Source organism: Gilliamella sp. B3022 (genome assembly GCF_028751545.1).
Taxonomy (GTDB): Bacteria; Pseudomonadota; Gammaproteobacteria; order Enterobacterales; family Orbaceae; genus Gilliamella.
On record NZ_CP071867.1, the window covers coordinates 434,829 to 453,245 of the forward strand.

Annotated in this window: 16 protein-coding genes, 1 tRNA gene and 1 other RNA gene; 4 read left to right on the top strand and 14 right to left on the bottom strand. The window is 34.7% G+C overall.

Annotated features, from left to right (window positions below; all coding sequences use genetic code 11):
* Window positions 1–31: 31 nt before the first annotated feature.
* Window positions 32–1,399 (top strand): MFS transporter, encoded by a 1,368-nt coding sequence (locus tag J4T76_RS01865; protein WP_267339430.1) that lies wholly within the window; start codon window positions 32–34, stop codon window positions 1,397–1,399.
* Between the two features lie 49 nt (window positions 1,400–1,448).
* On the opposite strand, the gene J4T76_RS01870 is transcribed toward J4T76_RS01865, so the two are convergent.
* The 14 genes from J4T76_RS01870 to J4T76_RS01930 form a co-directional block, all read right to left on the bottom strand.
* On the bottom strand, window positions 1,449–3,218 hold the full coding sequence (locus tag J4T76_RS01870; RefSeq protein WP_267339431.1) for a DEAD/DEAH family ATP-dependent RNA helicase: 1,770 nt from the start codon (window positions 3,216–3,218) through the stop codon (window positions 1,449–1,451).
* Window positions 3,219–3,573: 355 nt separating this feature from the next.
* Window positions 3,574–4,434, bottom strand: coding sequence for a lipoprotein NlpI (nlpI, locus tag J4T76_RS01875; RefSeq protein ID WP_267339432.1), 861 nt, complete (start codon window positions 4,432–4,434; stop codon window positions 3,574–3,576).
* A 23-nt stretch (window positions 4,435–4,457) separates the two neighbouring features.
* Entirely contained in the window at window positions 4,458–6,572 is a 2,115-nt protein-coding gene (pnp, locus tag J4T76_RS01880; protein ID WP_416380323.1) for a polyribonucleotide nucleotidyltransferase, read from the bottom strand.
* Between the two features lie 275 nt (window positions 6,573–6,847).
* Entirely contained in the window at window positions 6,848–7,117 is a 270-nt protein-coding gene (gene rpsO, locus J4T76_RS01885; protein WP_267339433.1) for a 30S ribosomal protein S15, read from the bottom strand.
* A gap of 149 nt (window positions 7,118–7,266) precedes the next feature.
* Window positions 7,267–8,190 carry a LysR family transcriptional regulator gene (locus J4T76_RS01890; protein WP_267339434.1) on the bottom strand — a complete coding sequence of 308 codons (924 nt, stop codon included), beginning with the start codon at window positions 8,188–8,190 and terminating at the stop codon, window positions 7,267–7,269.
* 203 nt (window positions 8,191–8,393) lie between these two features.
* Entirely contained in the window at window positions 8,394–9,116 is a 723-nt protein-coding gene (locus tag J4T76_RS01895; protein ID WP_267339435.1) for an MBL fold metallo-hydrolase, read from the bottom strand.
* 1,477 nt (window positions 9,117–10,593) lie between these two features.
* Window positions 10,594–11,346, bottom strand: a complete 753-nt coding sequence (locus J4T76_RS01900) for a TSUP family transporter (protein WP_267339436.1) — start codon at window positions 11,344–11,346, stop codon at window positions 10,594–10,596.
* Window positions 11,343–12,416: a chorismate synthase gene (gene aroC, locus J4T76_RS01905; protein WP_267354447.1), complete on the bottom strand. Its 1,074-nt coding sequence runs from the start codon at window positions 12,414–12,416 to the stop codon at window positions 11,343–11,345. The genes J4T76_RS01900 and aroC overlap by 4 nt, the downstream gene beginning before the upstream one ends.
* 28 nt (window positions 12,417–12,444) lie before the next feature.
* On the bottom strand, window positions 12,445–13,338 hold the full coding sequence (gene prmB / locus J4T76_RS01910) for a 50S ribosomal protein L3 N(5)-glutamine methyltransferase (protein WP_267355725.1): 894 nt from the start codon (window positions 13,336–13,338) through the stop codon (window positions 12,445–12,447).
* A 149-nt stretch (window positions 13,339–13,487) separates the two neighbouring features.
* Window positions 13,488–13,575: transfer RNA gene (locus J4T76_RS01915), tRNA-Ser, on the bottom strand.
* 73 nt (window positions 13,576–13,648) lie between these two features.
* On the bottom strand, window positions 13,649–13,738 hold the full coding sequence (gene cydH / locus J4T76_RS11805) for a cytochrome bd-I oxidase subunit CydH (RefSeq protein ID WP_416380322.1): 90 nt from the start codon (window positions 13,736–13,738) through the stop codon (window positions 13,649–13,651).
* Between the two features lie 38 nt (window positions 13,739–13,776).
* Complete coding sequence (gene prc / locus J4T76_RS01920) at window positions 13,777–15,852, bottom strand: carboxy terminal-processing peptidase (RefSeq protein WP_267339439.1); 2,076 nt, start codon at window positions 15,850–15,852, stop codon at window positions 13,777–13,779.
* A gap of 9 nt (window positions 15,853–15,861) precedes the next feature.
* Window positions 15,862–16,410 (bottom strand): RNA chaperone ProQ, encoded by a 549-nt coding sequence (proQ, locus tag J4T76_RS01925; protein ID WP_267339440.1) that lies wholly within the window; start codon window positions 16,408–16,410, stop codon window positions 15,862–15,864.
* A gap of 69 nt (window positions 16,411–16,479) precedes the next feature.
* Entirely contained in the window at window positions 16,480–16,836 is a 357-nt protein-coding gene (locus tag J4T76_RS01930) for a DNA-binding protein (RefSeq protein WP_267339441.1), read from the bottom strand.
* 177 nt (window positions 16,837–17,013) lie between these two features.
* On the opposite strand from J4T76_RS01930, the gene J4T76_RS01935 reads away from it, so the two are divergent.
* The 3 genes from J4T76_RS01935 (at window position 17,014) to rnpB (ending at window position 18,409) form a co-directional block, all read left to right on the top strand.
* Window positions 17,014–17,322, top strand: a complete 309-nt coding sequence (locus tag J4T76_RS01935; RefSeq protein WP_274460506.1) for a helix-turn-helix domain-containing protein — start codon at window positions 17,014–17,016, stop codon at window positions 17,320–17,322.
* Between the two features lie 143 nt (window positions 17,323–17,465).
* Complete coding sequence (locus J4T76_RS01940; protein ID WP_267339442.1) at window positions 17,466–17,828, top strand: hypothetical protein; 363 nt, start codon at window positions 17,466–17,468, stop codon at window positions 17,826–17,828.
* 192 nt (window positions 17,829–18,020) lie between these two features.
* An RNA gene (gene rnpB, locus J4T76_RS01945) (RNase P RNA component class A) lies at window positions 18,021–18,409 on the top strand.
* Window positions 18,410–18,417 lie beyond the last annotated feature (8 nt).

The following is an 18,417-nucleotide window of genomic DNA, read 5'->3' on the forward strand; positions in this document are numbered from 1 at the left end:
TATGATGCAACAAAATAATTACGTCCGAAAAATGGCAATCTTAGTTGCCGCAACGTTCTTTATGGAAAATCTAGACGCTACGGTGATCACTACTGCAATACCTGCAATGGCAAAATCATTTTTAACGAATCCTCAAGACTTATCTATTGGTATTAGTGCCTATATGCTCGCGCTTACGATTGGTTTACCCGCAAGTGGCTGGATAGCAAATCGTTTTACAGCCTATCGAATCTTTTCTATTTCGATTGTATTATTCATGTTGGCGTCAATATTGTGTGCTTTATCGACTAATTTAACTATGTTTACTATCGCAAGATTAATACAAGGTTTAGGTGGATCTTTAATGGTACCTGTAGGCAGAACCGTTGTATTAAGCCGAACTGAAAAACAGCATTTAGTTAGTACCATTTCGATTCTAGTTTGGCCAGGATTAATTGCACCACTGATTGGGCCAATTATTGGTGGATTCTTTGCTCAATATCTTACTTGGCACTGGATATTTTTTCTTAATATTCCATTAGGCTTTATTGCTCTATTTTTCGCCCATCGACTTTTACCGAAAGATCGACCTGAAAAGCGTTCATTTGATAGTGTTGGATTTATCGCCTGTGGATTAGGTCTATTACTGTTTGTTTATGGGCTTGAAATGATTTCTCACTCAAATAGTCGTCTTTGGCTTGCTCTCGGCAGTTCCTCTGCCGGTAGTTTAGTCTTAATCTTTGCCTATTATCATCTCACGCATACTCAATACCCATTAATCAGTCTGTACGCTTTTTCAAAACGCACATTTAAAATGACTTTTTTGGGCGGATCATTAACACGAATTAGCTTAAACACCGCACCATTTATTTTACCACTGATGTTCCAAGTCGGTTTTGGATGGTCGCCATTAACTACCGGTTCATTACTGCTTTCACTATTTGCGGGTAATATCATCCTCAAAACCGTTAATACCCCTTTAATTCACAAGTTTGGATTTCGTAAAATTCTTATCGTTAATGGTCTATTACTTTCATTCAGTTTTGTATTGTGTGCCTTTTTCACTTCAGAAACACCAATCATCTGGATTATATTGGTGCTATTTTTTTCTGGTGGTGCACGTTCTATCCAATTTACCACGATCACAACACTTAGTTTTTCTGAAATTGATAAAAACGAAATACAAAGCGCCAATATATTATCAACCATTATTCAACAATTGAATAACGTACTTGGTATTGTTTTAAGTGCATTATTCCTTTTTATTGCTTCCAGCTATAATGAACATAGTCAAACAGGTTTAATGGTTGAAGATTTTCGACTAGCCTTGTTTATGGTAGTAGGAATGACTTTAATGGCGATGATTGACTTTATCACCTTACCAAAAGGTGCAGGCAATAATCTAAAAGAAAAACAATAAAAAACCTCTACCATATGGCAGAGGTTTACAAGCATCAAAACACAATGTATTAAAATTTAGGTGCTGCTGGACGACCACGTTTTTTAGTGAAATTTTTGCTGTCGCCTATATCAGATTTTGTGCTTTTGCGACCACGCTTAGTTTCCGTAGCTTTGCCACTAATAAGGCTCATCTTCATTGGTTGATTAAGCACTCTTACTTTTTCAAAATGATTTAAGATATCTTTAGGCATACCTTTTGGTAGTTCAACAGTTGAATAAGTTTCATAAAGTTTAATATTACCAATATATCGACTACTAATATCTGCTTCATTCGCAATTGCACCAACAATATGACGTACTTCAACACCGTTTTCTTTACCCACTTCTATACGGTACATATCCATTTCACCCACATCACGGCGTTCACGACGTTTTGGTGTTTCACGATTATCCCCACGCAAACGACGTTCACCACCACGACTATCTCGATCGCGCAATTCACGTGATGGTTTGAATACTGGATCTGGAGGTAAAATTAATGGACGCTCACCTTGAGCTAACCTTAATAAAGCAGTCGCAATGGTTTCAAGATCTGCCCCACTGTCAGCTTGTATTTGTGATAACAAAATTTGATACTGTTGTAAATCGCTACTATCAAGTTGTTTTTGAACTTGCTCAGTAAACTTCGCTAAACGACGTGCTTCAAGTAGCTCTTTTGAAGGTAATCCCACTTCAGGAATTGGTTTTTTAATTGTTTGCTCAATATTTTTAAGCAAACGACGTTCACGACTATCAACAAATAAAATTGCACGACCAGCACGTCCTGCTCGCCCTGTTCGCCCAATACGATGAACATAAGACTCTGAATCTAAAGTAATATCATAGTTGATAACTAAGCTAATACGCTCAACATCTAAACCACGAGCGGCAACATCGGTTGCAATCAAAATATCTAAACGACCATTACGTAATCGATCTAAAGTTTGTTCACGTAACTGTTGTGTCATATCACCATTTAAAGCCGCACAACTGTAACCATGTTTTTCAAGTACTTCGGCCACATCCAATGTCGCTGATTTTGTGCGAACAAAAATAATCGCAGCATCAAAATCTTCAGCTTCCAAAAAGCGAACAATTGCTTCATTTTTTCTCATACCACGAACAAGCCAATAGCTCTGATCGATATCTGGTGCAGTTTGGTTAGTCCCTTTGATTTGTACCTCTTTAGGGTTATGCATAAATCGTTTAGTAATACGGCGGATTGGCGCTGGCATTGTTGCTGAAAATAGTGCTGTTTGATGATCTTCAGGAATCGTCGCCATGATGCTCTCAACATCATCAATAAAACCCATTCGTAGCATTTCATCAGCTTCATCAAGCACTAATCCTTTAAGATTAGAAAGATCTAATGTTTTACGATTTAAATGATCAAGTAAACGTCCTGGTGTACCAACCACAATTTGAGGGCCTTGCTTTAACGCTTTTAATTGAACGTCATAACGTTGACCACCATATAATGCTAATACTTTGATCCCTTTCATATATTTTGAATATTCTGCACAAGCGTCAGCAACTTGAATTGCAAGTTCTCGAGTCGGTGCTAAAACTAAAAGTTGTGGTGCTTTTAGATTTGCATCAATATTCATTAAGAAAGGAATTGAAAACGCAGCAGTTTTACCACTACCTGTTTGTGCCATCCCCAATACATCGTTTCCTTCTAATAATAAAGGAATACATTCAGATTGAATTGGTGATGGTTTGCTAAAACCAAGATCATTTAATGCGTTAAGGATATCCTCAGATAAACCAAGGTCAATAAAAGAAATTTCTTTTGTCATGTAAACTCGCTTAAAAATTTTGAATATACAAACTTAATTTTGGTTAACCATATTAGATACATTGATTAACAAATAACAGTAATCGCTAAATTATTACTATTTCAAACAAAAAAAGTTTATATAAATTTATGCCAGCTCACTAAATTGAAAATTTACAACTCACCCCAATAACTAACTACCGATATTGACTCAACTACGATCCAATGTATACAAAATAAATAAATTTAAAGTTAAATGATATTTATTTAAAAGATGATAAAACTATTTGTATTATCAAATGTTGAGAATATATTTTTTGGCAAATCAGAACTACGCTATAACAATATTTTCACTTTTAAAACTGGCATGACCCATGTTACTTTTCATTTTCTGCAAGTAACTTCATTTCATAGAGCGCCTGTTGATGTTCAACAAAGTTATAAATATTATTAGCTAAAGCATATTTAAATAACATTTTAGCACGCTCGTTGTTACCTTTACTTTGATAATATTTACCTAAATAAAAGTAGGCTTCGCAAAGACGTTCGGCTAGTTGCCGGTTACTTTCAACGCCTTGTTGAAGATTTTGCATTAACTTAGATTCATTAATCTTACCTAAATAAAATGCAATGATATCGCTACTATAAATCGTTTTATCATTCATAAGATCATAACGTTTTTGTAGCTTATTTTGTGCAGCTTTATTATCTATCTCTTTGTCAATTAAATAAAGCCATAAAATTCTTATCGGTTCATTCACATCAAATTGATAGAATTGATGTGCATCGCGTTCTGCTGATTGATAATGACCAGTACGATATAAAGTAATGGCACGATTTAAATAAGCATAAGCATAATTTGGATCAAGTTCTAATGTCGTATTAAAGGACATTAAAGCATTGTCAAAATCCCCTTCACGTAAAGCATAAGTTCCCATGAAATTGTAAATGTCTGGAATTTCAGGATTGAATTCCATCAAGTAACTAAAATCACTTTGCGCAAATGCTTTGAAGCCTAGTGAATCGTAAACAATGCCACGTTGAAATATAAGCTGTATCCGCGTAACTGTATCAATGTCTTTTTGAGATAACTGTTGACTTATTTGTGCAATTTTCAGTTCGTCATCATAGGAGACTTGATCAGGAACAGCAAGCAAAGGCTGAGAATTACAACAACCTGACATAAGAATAATTGCTAATGAAAAGCTAATAATTCTCATCAGGTTGTATTGTCTCATCTTAACTCCTAGTGAATAATTTTTTATTCGGTAGTTTGAGCTGCTTCTGTTGTTGGTTCTACAGCATCTTTCATGCTCAAACGAATCCGACCTTGTCGATCAATTTCTAACACTTTAACATTCACTTCTTGTCCAACTTTTAAATAATCAGAGACTTTTTCAACACGATGATCTGCAATCTGTGATACATGGACAAGACCTTCTTTACCACCAATAATTGATACAAAAGCACCAAAATCAACAATCCGTGTAACTTTACCTGCATAAATTTTGTCAATTTCAACATCTGCAACTAAATTATTAATGCGCGCCATTGCGTCTTTCGCTTTATTGCTGTCTGAAGCAGCAATTTTAACAGTACCATCATCAGTGATTTCAATAGTGGTACCCGTCTCTTCGGTCAAGGCTCTAATCGTTGCGCCACCTTTTCCAATAATATCGCGAATTTTGTCCGGATTGACATTCATGGTATAAATACGTGGTGCAAACTCTGAAATCTCTTGACGAGGTTTATTAATAGCTTGTTCCATCACGCCTAAAATATGTAAACGAGCACCTTTTGCTTGATTAAGCGCAATTTGCATAATTTCTTTCGTGATACCTTCAATCTTGATATCCATTTGTAATGCACTTACACCTTCACGGGTACCCGCTACTTTAAAGTCCATATCACCAAGATGATCTTCATCACCTAAAATATCAGATAAAACGACAAATTTATCGCCTTCCTTCACTAGCCCCATTGCAATACCAGCAACGGAGGACTTAATTGGTACACCAGCATCCATAAGTGCTAATGACGCACCACATACAGAAGCCATTGAAGAAGAACCATTAGATTCCGTAATTTCAGAAACAACGCGAACCGTGTAAGGAAACTCTTCTATACTCGGCATTACAGCTGCAACACCACGTTTAGCTAAACGACCATGACCAATCTCACGGCGTTTTGGTGAACCAACCATACCTGTTTCACCAACAGAATACGGAGGGAAGTTATAATGCAATAAAAAGCGTTCAGTGTATTCACCGGTCAACTCATCAATAATTTGAGCATCACGTTCAGTACCTAAAGTGGCTGTTACTAATGCTTGAGTTTCACCACGAGTAAATAATGCACTACCGTGAGTTCTAGGTAAGACATTCGTACGAATATCAAGCGCACGAATCATATCTTTTTCGCGACCATCAATACGTGGTTCACCAGCAATAACGCGTTGACGAACGATTTGACTTTCTAAATCAACAATAATATTGATAACTTCGTTTTCATCAAGTTCTTCATCTTTCTCTTTAAGTGCCGCTAATACCTCTTCTTTAATTAAATCGATTTGAGCATAGCGCGCTTGTTTTTCAGTAATTCGATACGCTTCACCTAAGCGATCTTTTGCTAATTCAGAAACAGCATTATAAAGTGCTTCATTTTTAACTGGTGCAACCCAATCCCATTTTTCGCAATTAGTTTTAGTCACAAACTCATTAATATTATCAATGACAACTTGTTGTTGCTCATGACCGAAAACGACCGCCGCCAACATTTGATCTTCAGTTAATAAATCTGCTTCAGATTCAACCATTAAAACCGCACTTTTAGTACCAGCAACCACTAAGTCTAAACGACTTGTCGCTAGCTCTTTTACTGAAGGATTTAAAACAAATTCATCATTTATCAAGCCCACACGAGCTGCACCAATTGGACCATGGAAAGGCACACCAGATAGGCATAGCGCAGCAGAAGCACCAATCATAGCAACCAAATCAGGACTAACATCTGGATTAACTGATACAACCGTGGCAATAATCTGAATCTCATTAACAAAGCCTTCAGGAAATAAAGGACGAAGTGGTCGGTCGATCAAACGAGCAATGAGAGTTTCCCCTTCACTTGGCCGGCCTTCACGTTTAAAAAATCCGCCAGGAATACGCCCAGCTGCATAAGTACGTTCTTGGTAATTAACTGTTAAAGGGAAGAAGTCTTGGCCTTCTTTAACTTTCTTGTCAGCAACAACCGTTACAAATACAGCAGTATCATCCATATTAACCATTACAGCAGCAGTTGCTTGACGAGCCATAATGCCTGTTTCTAAAGTGACGGTATGACGACCATATTGAAATTTTTGATATGTCGGATTAAACAAAATAATGTCCTCTTGTAGTAATTTTGTTGAAGTTTGATATTTTGATAGAGATCAGCACAACTTTAGTTATGATACTTACTTCAACAATGTGGGAATGATCAACAAAAGATTATTTCACTGTCACGACTAATGACAAATCTATAAATTATAGAACTCTCATTAGTCGCGCGAAACATGAGATATAATCTTTTACTTTTCGAACTCAGCATTATATCAGAGCCCTAATTTTTCACAACGAAAAAGAGGCCTAAGCCTCTTTCCTAGTAGATTATAAATTAGCGACGTAAACCTAATTTTTGAATCAGTTGGCTATAACGTTCGAAATCTTTACGACGTAAATAATCTAATAATTTACGACGACTAGATACCATGCGTAACAAACCACGACGACTATGGTGATCTTTCTTATGTTCAGAAAAATGACCTTGTAAGTCATTAATGCGTGCAGTTAAAAGTGCAACTTGAACTTCAGTTGAACCAGTGTCGTTAGTACCACGACCAAAGTCGGCAACGATTTTCGCTTTAGCTTCTACAGTTAGAGACATAATAAACCTCTTAAATTAACATAAAATATGGAATGACCGATCTCTAATTCAGACACTCCTCGATATTCATATACTAGATATATGAATCGTGCGCAATTATACTAGAATTTACTGAAATAGCAATTTGATTTGTTTTTATTGCACTGGCATCATTTAATGGTATAGCCATACTCTTCTTGAATGAGTTTTTTAAGTGCTTCAATATAATTTTGTGCCGAAATACTCAATTGTACTTTTTGAGAGGTAATCCACCCTACTAATATTTTTTCTTTCACTTTGAGCGGTATAGATATAATATCAGAACCATTCAAATCTGTGCTTAATATTCCCGTACTTATAGTATAACCATTTAAACCATGTAGTAAATTGAACAAAGTTGCTCTATCACTAACATGAATACTTTTTTTATGATATACCGTACTCAAAATCTCTTCCGAAAAATAAAACGAATTATACTCACCTTGTTCAAACGATAAGTAAGGATACTCTTCTAAATCATGTAAAGTTAGTAATTTCATATCAGCTAAAGGATGATTAGTACTGATAAATACATGAGGATCCGCTTCAAACAGAGGATTAAAAGTCAGCCGATGCTCTTTTAATAAACGTAAAATAACCTTTTGATTAAAATCATTAATATATAAAATGCCGACTTCGCTACGTAAATTAGCCACATCAGTAATGATATCGTAAGTTCTAGTTTCTCGTAATGTAAACTCGTATTCATCGGTGTGATTTTTTTTAATAAGATTAACAAAAGCGTTGACTGCAAATGCATAATGCTGAGTTGAAATGCTACATAACTGTTTCGATGGTGCTTTTTTAGCATAGTGTTGCTCTAACAGTTCAGCTTGATCCAATACTTGCTTAGCATACCCTAAAAATTCCACACCATCGGTTGAAAGTGAAACCCCTTTTGACGTACGCACAAAAATCTCAATACCAAATTCTGTTTCTAATTCTTTAACGGCAGTTGATAAACTGGGTTGGGTAATATATAAATTTTTAGCCGCTTCATTTATTGAACCTGAGCGGGCAATTTCTAAAATATAACGTAACTGTTGAAGTTTCATAGCATCACTTAATTGATTGTTATAAACAAATCATTTTGCAAAATAAATTCAACTATATACAAAATATAATTACAAGCGCAATAAAAAACTACAGTCCAAAACTCTAATTACACAAAATAGATAAACTAATTTAATATAACTTTTTATTCATGATATGGATCATAACTGTAATTAATTTTTAATTTCCTCGATAATTATTCTACTCACCAATTATCTAATATTAATATATCTTGCCAGTTTCCTTTATAAATACCGCCATGATAACAAATCACTTCTTCAATTTGGTAATGAAATAAACTTTTCACTGAACTTTGTGCTTGAGATAAGTCATAAGCAAATTCTGGATAAGGAATAATTAGTCGATCATCAACCAAAACCAATGCATCACCAGCTATAAGCGTTTTGGTTTCCTTAATATATAAGGATATGTGACCTTCAGTATGTCCTGGTGTAAAAATAACCTCAACACCTTGACTTATAGCTAAAATTTGGTGATTACTTAAAATATCAGTAACTTCAACCCTTTCTATACTTTCTAATATATTATGGAAAGTAATAGCCTGCTTTTTTTCATCATCAGATAAGGAAGAATATCTTTTTTCTGCTTGTTCTAAACGCAAAGGTTTTCTTCTTTTTTCGATATATGCTTTTTCTACATTAGATGACAATATTTTAATATAAGGATATTTTTTTTTAAAATCAGCTAATGAGCCAATATGATCAAAATCATGATGTGTAATAATAATATGAGATAACTTATTTAAATTTAGATCCTTTTTTTTTGCTTCTTGTTCAAATAAGTTGAACTGACAAGGATACCCAGCATCAATTAATATCATATTATTATCATCTTGTATAATAACAGGATGAATGACCTGTAAAACGCCATTATAATCAAAATTTATATCTAATACTTCAATTATCATTTTGTACTTAGCTTATTTGAGAATACTATGTAATTTGAATTAACTAAAATAACATAAAATTTAATTTTTGAAACTTATTCTTTACCAATATATTTCTACATTCAGCTTCAACGTACGAACTGAAGCGTTAAGACCAACTAGCGAGAGCAAAACAGCAGTTTTCTACACATCAAGGAAAATAGTTAAATGGCTTTGATAAGCTCCTTATAAAAATTCGCTATACATATTAAAACATCTTCTATCGTGCTTGACGCTATTCAGTGAGTACTTTGCCTAAATCATCAAATTTTTTCGCTCTAATTCTTTTAATAAAATAGCAGCGATCAAACCATTTTTACATGGTATTGCTTTTTATATACATATGATCCGCTGTCCATAACTCAATGCTTTTAATGCTGATTTTGATGTCCTGCTTAGTGACCAGATTAACTTGGGCATTTTGGGCTTGCAGGTTTATATCACCCTGATTGGCAAAGGTGCTGTCTGAGCCCTCTATACCTACTGGACTAATAAGATTCTGCTTCCCTGTGCATAGGTTAAAATCCCTTATTCGATAATCGGATTAATGCCATTTTGAATGGTTTATTACCTGACAATTATAATAATGGCAAAATTATTTGCCCGGACTTGTTGCCCATGATCTAAAAATTGGGTGGATTTTTCAGTTTAAGATATTGTCCCATGCTGACATTATTGCACTTTCCTTGCTACCCTTTAGGCATGCCGTGTTTTTTTAACCCGGCTTTAGCTTTGGAAGTGATTTCAGTTATTTTCAATTAGGGTAAGGATTCGGACACGCATCAGATCCTTGTGATATCCGTTCGGTATCCTTTTACCAAACTCTATTGACGGTGCATCAGGGTGAGCAACGGCATGATCCAACCGATCACATTGCCAGCCGGAACAAAACCAATAATAACCATGTTACTATAACCTGAGTTGAATTGACGTTAACAAATAATCTAAAAAAGATTATAAAACACTCTTTTCGTATATTTTGCAATCTTTTTTTAAAATTCTTTAAATTTGAATTATAAATATAACTTACTGATATCATTAATAAATTAATGAAATATCCATCAAGCTTATTGCCTTAGCATTATCAAAAAAAGAGAAACCGAATTGAACTTTTACCAATGGTTTTTGAACATTTTGCACGGAACGTTGGTTAAGTTTTAATAGCTGAATAATCCTTTTTACGGAATCGTCCCCCCTTTTGTTCAAAATTTTTGACAAAATAACGGATGGCAAAGTGATAAAAATGGGTTACAACCGACCAATAAGATAAGCTAATAAATGAAATTTTAGTGTGACGAATGAATTTTTTGAATATCGTGTTTTATAAGTAAATGATCATTTAAGTTGTAAAAAATATTCAGGAGTGTATACCGTTTTGTTTTTTGTTTTTACATTCACCTATAAAGTGCCAGCCAGAGCATAAAAGAAAAAACATACGTTTAAGTGTAAAACTGAATCACTAAAAGAAGTTTTCATAGAAGAGTTTGATACTCATAATGGTCGAGACGGTAATAAGCATGGGCCTTATTAGTTTTCGCCCTTTGGTGATAACCATTTTTGCTCCTAACCTTGCACCAATAAATTGGCCTACAAGCATGACTAAACCAATTGACCAAACCACTTCTCCACCAACAATAAAAAAGATTAAACCCGCTAAGTTAGAAGTAAAATTAAGTACTTTCGTGTGTGCAGTGGCTTTGGTTAAATTAAAACCAGCTAGAGAGATATAGGCAAGTGCGTAGAATGAGCCTGCTCCGGGACCAAAGAATCCATCATAAAATCCGATTATTAACGCTGGTAATATGGCAAATTGGATTATGGTTAAGCGACTTTTACGATCATTTACCCCAATGGTTGGGGATAATAAGAAATAGAGCCCTACACTGATGGTTAAAATGGGTAATAATAATTTTAAAAAGTTCGCTTGTATATGCATGACTGATAATGTGCCAAGCGCCGAGCCGATAAAAGCACATATAATCGCCCATTTTTGCTGTTTTAAATCAACCATGCGTTCACGAATAAAGTAAAGACTGGCTGAAAATGATCCACCACAGCTTTGTAATTTATTAGTGGCTAAGGCGCTCGCTGGAGGTAAGCCAACTGCCAATAATGCAGGTACGGTTAATAATCCTCCACCACCAGCAATTGAATCAATAAATCCAGCTAAAGTAGCAAGAGCAAATAATAATAATAAGAGTTCATCACTCATAATTTATTCATATCATTACACTGGGCCCGATAACGAAGATAGTGATCCATTAAAACAATAGCAACCATTGCTTCAGCAATTGGCACAGCCCTTATACCGACACACGGATCGTGCCGTCCATGTGTTGATACTTTAACACTCTCACCATGAATGTTGATAGATTGACTTGCGATTTCAATACTTGGCGTCGGTTTTAATGCAATACTCGTTAAAATAGTTTGCCCTGAGCTAATTCCACCCAAAATACCACCAGCATGGTTAGATAAGAAACCTTGTGGAGTTATTTCATCACGGTTTTCACTACCACGTTTACTAATAACATCAAAACCATCACCGATTTCTACACCTTTTACAGCATTTATGCTCATTAGTGCATGGGCAAGTTCGGCATCTAATCTATCAAATACAGGTTCACCTAAACCAACTGGTACATTTTCAGCTACAATGCAAACCTTCGCCCCTATTGAATCACCTTCTTTTTTTAATGATCTTAATAATTCATCTAATTTTTCAAGTTTACTTTCATCAGCACAAAAAAATGGATTTTTTTCAACTTGTTGCCAATCTTTTAATTGACATTTTATCTCACCCATTTGGGCTAGATAGCCGCGAATGGTGATCCCTAATTTTTCATACAAATATTTTTTTGCTATTGCACCAGCAGCAACTCGCATCGCAGTTTCACGTGCCGAAGAACGCCCACCACCACGATAATCGCGGATCCCGTATTTATGTTGATAAGTGAAATCAGCATGGCTTGGTCTAAAAATATCTTTAATTTTGCTGTAGTCTTGTGAACGTTGATCGGTATTCTCAATTAATAGACCAATGCTAGTACCAGTTGTTACCCCCTCAAAAACGCCTGATAAGATTTTTATTTGGTCAGCTTCACGCCGTTGAGTAGTATAACGCGAGGAACCTGGACGACGACGATCAAGATCATGTTGCATATCTGACTCAGTCAAAGCGAGCCCAGGAGGCACACCATCAACAACACAACCTAAAGCAATACCATGTGACTCTCCAAATGTTGTGACTTTAAATAATTTTCCTATTGAGTTTCCAGCCATAATAATTTTTCCGAATATTGAAAATAGCCTAAATAAAACAGTGATGATATTGAATCAGCTTTTCTCGAGTGATAGAAAAAACACCTAACCCACCTCGTTCAAATTGCAACCACTGAAAAGGTACTTGATGATATTGCTCTTGTAAGTGAACCCAGCTATTTCCTACCTCACAAACTAATACACCTTGTGGTGATAAATAATTAATTGCATCACTTAAAATTCGTTTAACGATATCTAAACCATCAAATCCTGCTTCAAGTGCTAATTTAGGCTCATAGGAAAACTCATCAGGCAAATCGTCCATATCTTCATTATCAACGTAAGGAGGATTGGTAACAATAAGATCATATTGTTTTGTTGGAATATCATTGAATAAATCAGATAGCATTGGTGTTACTTGGAAATTCATTTGATGCAAGTCGATATTTTGTTGTGCTACATCTAATGCTTCTAATGAAATATCAGTAATATCAACTTGTGCATCAGGAAAAGCGTAAGCACACGCAATACCAATACATCCACTACCTGTACAGAGATCTAAAATCTGTTGGGGTGATTGGGATAATAAAGATTGGAAGTGATTATCAATTAATTCACCAATCGGAGAACGAGGAATTAAGACTCGTTCATCAATATAAAAACTATGTCCACAAAACCATGCTTGATTCGTTAAATATGGTGTTGGCACTCGATCATGAATCCGTCTTTGGATTACATTGAAAAGCCCTTGTTTTTCATCATTTGTAAGATTTGCTGAATAAAATTCGGTAGGAATAAACAGTGATAAACCCAAAGTGGTTAAGATAAGTTGTTTAGCTTCATCGATAGGATTATCAGTTCCGTGACCTAAAAAAGCATCTGATAAACTAAGTTGCGATGATGTCCAGCGTATAAAATCCTGAACCGTGCGTAAGTTTTCCATAATGGCTCCAATGATTAAGGAGAGGGAAGGTATAACTCGTCACTTCCGATCACATTATAATGAGGAAATGCACTAATATAATATTGAAAATGATATATGTAAATCACATTGAACAAAAGATTCTTCATTTCCAAAAACTAAAATAAATATGGCGGTGAGGAAGGGATTCGAACCCTTGATACGTTGCCGTATACACACTTTCCAGGCGTGCTCCTTCAACCACTCGGACACCTCACCTTATATTTACAACCTGCTTTAGAAAAAGCAGGTTGCATACTATAATAATCTCAAGCTAATTAATCAAGTTTTTTTAATGCGTAAAAACAATGATACCAAACACAACTAAAACGGATAGAATTGCAACTGTTGTCATTAAAGCAAATTTTAAATCTGTACACATCTTAAATTTTCTCCAATAATTCTGTTATTGACCAAAACCTATTTATTAATTGGTGAACTAAGTGAAATAACCTCTTGAGTTGATTTTTTTACCTCAATATTTGGATATTTAGGCGCTAAATCCAAAAGAATTTCGACTGATTCATTTAAATAAGCATCTGGTTGCTTATAATCTTTAGGTAAATCTTCTAATTTAGAAATGGGTGGTTTACCTTCACGAGCTAAACGTTCATTGGTTCTTTTTAAATCACGATCTTCATAACTTTTTTGTTCAGCTTCACGATTCTTTTTATTGAGAGACACAATATACCGACGTTCTTTTTTATCATTAAGCTCTTGAATATCTTGATCGATATAAACAAATTCTGGATTATTTGAAATTCGAGTTAAATGTTCTGATTTCAAATAAGGCAATATTGGTTTTATATTAGTCAGCGTTAAATATTCAGATGATGGTATTTTATCCCATGGCATGGCATTATCTAAAAAACGTTCACCTGTTTCATCGTCATATTTTGTTTTGCCCATTTCAATATCGGGTTCAACACCTTTAAGTTGTGTACTCCCTCCATTGATACGATAAAACTTCTGTACAGTATATTGTACACCACCTAACTCGGGCCAATTAGGATGGAGTCTGGCATCTGTTTGATAAGCAATATTTCGTGAGGTTTGAACAGTCCCTTTACCATAAGTTGTTTCACCGACTATTACAGCTCGACCATAATCTTGTAACGCTGCAGCAAATATCTCTGAAGCAGAAGCGCTATAACGATTGACCATTACAACAATGGGACCTGTATATTCAATACCTTTATTTTTATCATCATAAACAATTACTTTTTGAAGATTATCGCGAACTTGAACTACTGGTCCATAATCAATGAAAAGTCCTGTCAAAGAGATAACCTCCGCTAAAGAACCCCCACCATTATTACGTAAATCAATAACCAGACCTTGTAACTTAGCTTTATTAGCATCCAATAAAAGAGATTCGACTTTATCGGTTAATCCCATATAAAAACTTGGTATATCAATAATACCAACTTTTCCTCGCGGGTTATCGACAATATTTAATTTTGCTTCACGATCTTCAAAGTGAATTTTATCTCGAGTAAGTTCAATAATTTTTGGTTTACTATTGTTACCCGCGGGCAATATTTCAAGTTTAACCACTGTTCCTTTCGGACCTCGAATTTTGTCAACGATATCATCTAAACGCCAACCAATTACATCTTCTATAGGAGAATTACTTTGCCCAACACCGATAATTTTATCACCTACGGCAATTGATTTACTTTTTTCAGCCGGTCCGCCAGTAACAAAAGACATGATTACTGTATAATCGTCTTGTTGACTAAGTGTTGCACCTATACCTTCAAAAGATAAACTCATTTCCGAATCAAAATCACGTTTTTTACGTGGTGCTAAATAACTGGTATGAGGATCTATTTCTCGCGCAAATGCATTCATAAAGACTTGGAAAGCATCTTCATTATTTGATTGTTCAATAGTTTTTAAAACTCGATTATAACGTTTGGTCAATATTTCTCGAATTTGAGTTTCAGTTTTTCCAGATAAAGATAAGCTAAGCTCATCATATTTAACACGCTTATTCCAATAAGAATCGAGCTCTTTTTCAGTAATTGCCCAAGATATATCTTCACGATTAAAATCAATTTCATCGTTAGTCGAAAAATCCATTGGAGATTGTAAAACTTTAAGCGCATATTTATAACGTTCATAACGTTTACGCATTGCAAGATTATAGATATCGTATGCCGTTTTTAAATTACCATCAAATAATTCTTGACCTAATAACTCTTGCCTGTTGCGGAAAGTATCGATATCGTCTTGAATGAATATCGCTTTACTACCATCTAGCATTTTAAAATAGCGATCAAAAATTTTAGCTGAAAATGCACCGTCTAATGCAAAGTTACGATAATGTGCTTGAGTAAAAAAATTTGTTACTCGCTTAGCTACAACTTGATGAACATCATCTTGTTTAAGTATTGGTAATTGTTCAGCGACAGGCTGTTTGGCCTGTACACTTAGACTTACAATGCATAGTGCAAGGCTTAATTTAATAGTGCCTTTGAGTAATTTATTCATTCAAATTCTCTATTTGGTAATAATATGCTCAGGTTTAACAGTTAATTCCATACCAGATCCGACATTTACTTTGATATGCTCTTTTTCAATATTAATGATTTGTACTTTTAACGGTTTATTACCTAATATTACTTTAACATAATCACCTATTTTTAATGTTTTGGCTTTTTTGACAGACGGACGTGAATTTTTACGTTTTTCTTTTTGTGTTCGCTCTTTTAAACGCTCTTTAGCTTTCTGTTTACTTTCTTTTAATTGTTGTTGAGCATATTCCATTTGTTCTTTGCTTATAAGTTCATTTAGATTTCCATCTAAATCAACACGATGAGCGCCTTCTTTAATACTATATAAATAGCGCCAACTCATGGTATAAGCGCGTAAGGCAACACGAAGTTTTGTTTTACTTAGCGCCTCATCATCCAAGCGAGAAAGGATATCTTGAAAAATTCCAATTTTTAAAGGTTTTGCTTCACCTTCAAGAGTAAAACAATTTGGAAATTGTTGAGCTAAATATACAATAATATCTTTACTATTTGTTAATTGAAACTGACTTTCCATTGTTTATTCCATAGCAACTAAATTGATTTTTTACTAGCGTTAAAGTATATCGCAGCTTGCGCAATAACACTAACTATCTTTTTTATGTTTATTAATAAAACTTATAAAATCTTTAATGCCGTTTCGCATTAACCACGATATAACAATGGATTTTTCATCAACAGATAACTGTTCAAATGCTGTCATCCATAATTGCAATGGATCAATTGGTGAAACAACATATGTAGCACTTTCTTCTTCAAGATATAATGCTTTTTTGACACTTAGAGGTAAGCTGCTTATATGATACTCTAAAGCCTTTCCTCTAACACCCGTTCTTTTGCGTGCAGTCCAATTTTCAGCTCTTGCTTTACGATTAACACCTTGTATCGTTGATGGCATCCCGGCAATACTTGATAGCTCTTTTGATGAGAACCATTCTTTCATTTTACTATCCCATTTTAACACAATAAGAAAAAATTATAGAAATTAAAGAAACTTTGATACAATAAATAAGAAACAAGAAGTCATAAATAACTATAGTTAGATTATAAACTTACTTGTTTAAGTAACATCAAAGCATATCATAGATATACAAGGTTATAAACTAAGAGGAAATAAAAAATGAAAATTGATTCTAGTGATTGGCATCCTGCAGATATTATTGCCGCACTAAAAAAGAAAGGCACAACGCTTGCTAATCTTTCTCGACAATCAGGTTTAAGTTCATCGACATTGAGTAATGCTTTAGCTAGACCTTGGACAAAAGGAGAATTTATTATTGCACAAGCATTAAATATGGAGCCACATGAAATTTGGCCCAGTCGTTATATAGATTCCATAACCAATCAACCGATAAAGCGCGTACTACGACTTAAGAAGAAAAAAAAGCGAAAATCCATGACTAAACAAAAAAAAATTAATAAAGAGTGATGAAATTATGGAAACATATAGAAATAAAAACAACATTTCTATCTTGATGTAGATTAAGTTTTTTGTAGATCTTGAACGTTACCAAACATATGCTATCATTCACATTCATGGAGAAAAAATATTAATTATCAGGTTACAATATAATGAAAAATGTTAATAAGTTCTTTATCGCTTTATTCTCAATCATATTATTATCGGGTTGTACACAAAATAATTTTATTGAACAAGGTACACCACTAAGTAAAGACAAAGTTAGTAGTATAGTTGAAGGTTCAACAACTGAAGCACAAATAATATCGTTATTTGGTGAACCGGCAAGTAAGAAAGTGATTAATTCTGATGAAGTACAATGGACATATAAATACATTAGAAAAAGCTCAACCAGCCATTTAATTATTGGTGAGACCCAATCTAATGCTATCAGCGGAACATTGGATGTTATCATTTCGAAAGGCGTAGTAACTTGGTATAATTATGATGAAAATCATGAACATAAAAGATGGTAGTTACACTTACTTTATTTATACCGATAGCACATTGCTATAATGTGCTATTAGCGTGAATTATTTTACTTCATTTAAGAGCAACTCTATCTTTTTCCGATAATAACCGTATAAAAAAGTATACACTTTACCCATCTATCTAATTAAGAACAGACATTACTGGACAAAATCATACATTAAGTTATACTCATTAACGAGATTAACCAGACAATCGCTGCTTTGTTATTGTCCTTTGTAAAAAGGAAACAAACAAAGGGGAGGAAAGTCCGGGCTCCATAGGGCAGAGTGCCAGGTAACGCCTGGGGGATGTTGGCGTGAGCGAACATTCACGACTAGTGCAACAGAAAGTATACCGCCGATGGCTTATTTATAAGAACAGGTAAGGGTGAAAGGGTGCGGTAAGAGCGCACCGCGCAACTGGTAACAGTTGTGGCACGGTAAACTCCACTCGGAGCAAGGTCAAATAGGGATTCATTGGCGCGGCCCGCGTTGAATCCGGGTAGACTGCTTGAGCTAATGCGTGAGTATTAGCCTAGAGGAATGATTGTCCACGACAGAACCCGGCTTATCGGTTAATTTCGCCCTCTTATTT

Excerpts from the sequence above, each read along its gene's own strand:
- J4T76_RS01900 (WP_267339436.1), bottom strand. The coding sequence starts at position 11,346 with ATGAGTGATGAACTCTTATTATTATTATTTGCTCTTGCTACTTTAGCT.
- J4T76_RS01870 (WP_267339431.1), bottom strand. The coding sequence starts at position 3,218 with ATGACAAAAGAAATTTCTTTTATTGACCTTGGTTTATCTGAGGATATC.
- cydH (WP_416380322.1), bottom strand. The coding sequence starts at position 13,738 with ATGTGTACAGATTTAAAATTTGCTTTAATGACAACAGTTGCAATTCTA.
- J4T76_RS01890 (WP_267339434.1), bottom strand. The coding sequence starts at position 8,190 with ATGAAACTTCAACAGTTACGTTATATTTTAGAAATTGCCCGCTCAGGT.
- J4T76_RS01865 (WP_267339430.1), top strand. The coding sequence starts at position 32 with ATGGCAATCTTAGTTGCCGCAACGTTCTTTATGGAAAATCTAGACGCT.
- J4T76_RS01930 (WP_267339441.1), bottom strand. The coding sequence starts at position 16,836 with ATGAAAGAATGGTTCTCATCAAAAGAGCTATCAAGTATTGCCGGGATG.
- prc (WP_267339439.1), bottom strand. The coding sequence starts at position 15,852 with ATGAATAAATTACTCAAAGGCACTATTAAATTAAGCCTTGCACTATGC.
- J4T76_RS01935 (WP_274460506.1), top strand. The coding sequence starts at position 17,014 with ATGAAAATTGATTCTAGTGATTGGCATCCTGCAGATATTATTGCCGCA.
- prmB (WP_267355725.1), bottom strand. The coding sequence starts at position 13,338 with ATGGAAAACTTACGCACGGTTCAGGATTTTATACGCTGGACATCATCG.
- proQ (WP_267339440.1), bottom strand. The coding sequence starts at position 16,410 with ATGGAAAGTCAGTTTCAATTAACAAATAGTAAAGATATTATTGTATAT.
- aroC (WP_267354447.1), bottom strand. The coding sequence starts at position 12,416 with ATGGCTGGAAACTCAATAGGAAAATTATTTAAAGTCACAACATTTGGA.
- nlpI (WP_267339432.1), bottom strand. The coding sequence starts at position 4,434 with ATGAGACAATACAACCTGATGAGAATTATTAGCTTTTCATTAGCAATT.
- J4T76_RS01895 (WP_267339435.1), bottom strand. The coding sequence starts at position 9,116 with ATGATAATTGAAGTATTAGATATAAATTTTGATTATAATGGCGTTTTA.
- J4T76_RS01940 (WP_267339442.1), top strand. The coding sequence starts at position 17,466 with ATGAAAAATGTTAATAAGTTCTTTATCGCTTTATTCTCAATCATATTA.
- rpsO (WP_267339433.1), bottom strand. The coding sequence starts at position 7,117 with ATGTCTCTAACTGTAGAAGCTAAAGCGAAAATCGTTGCCGACTTTGGT.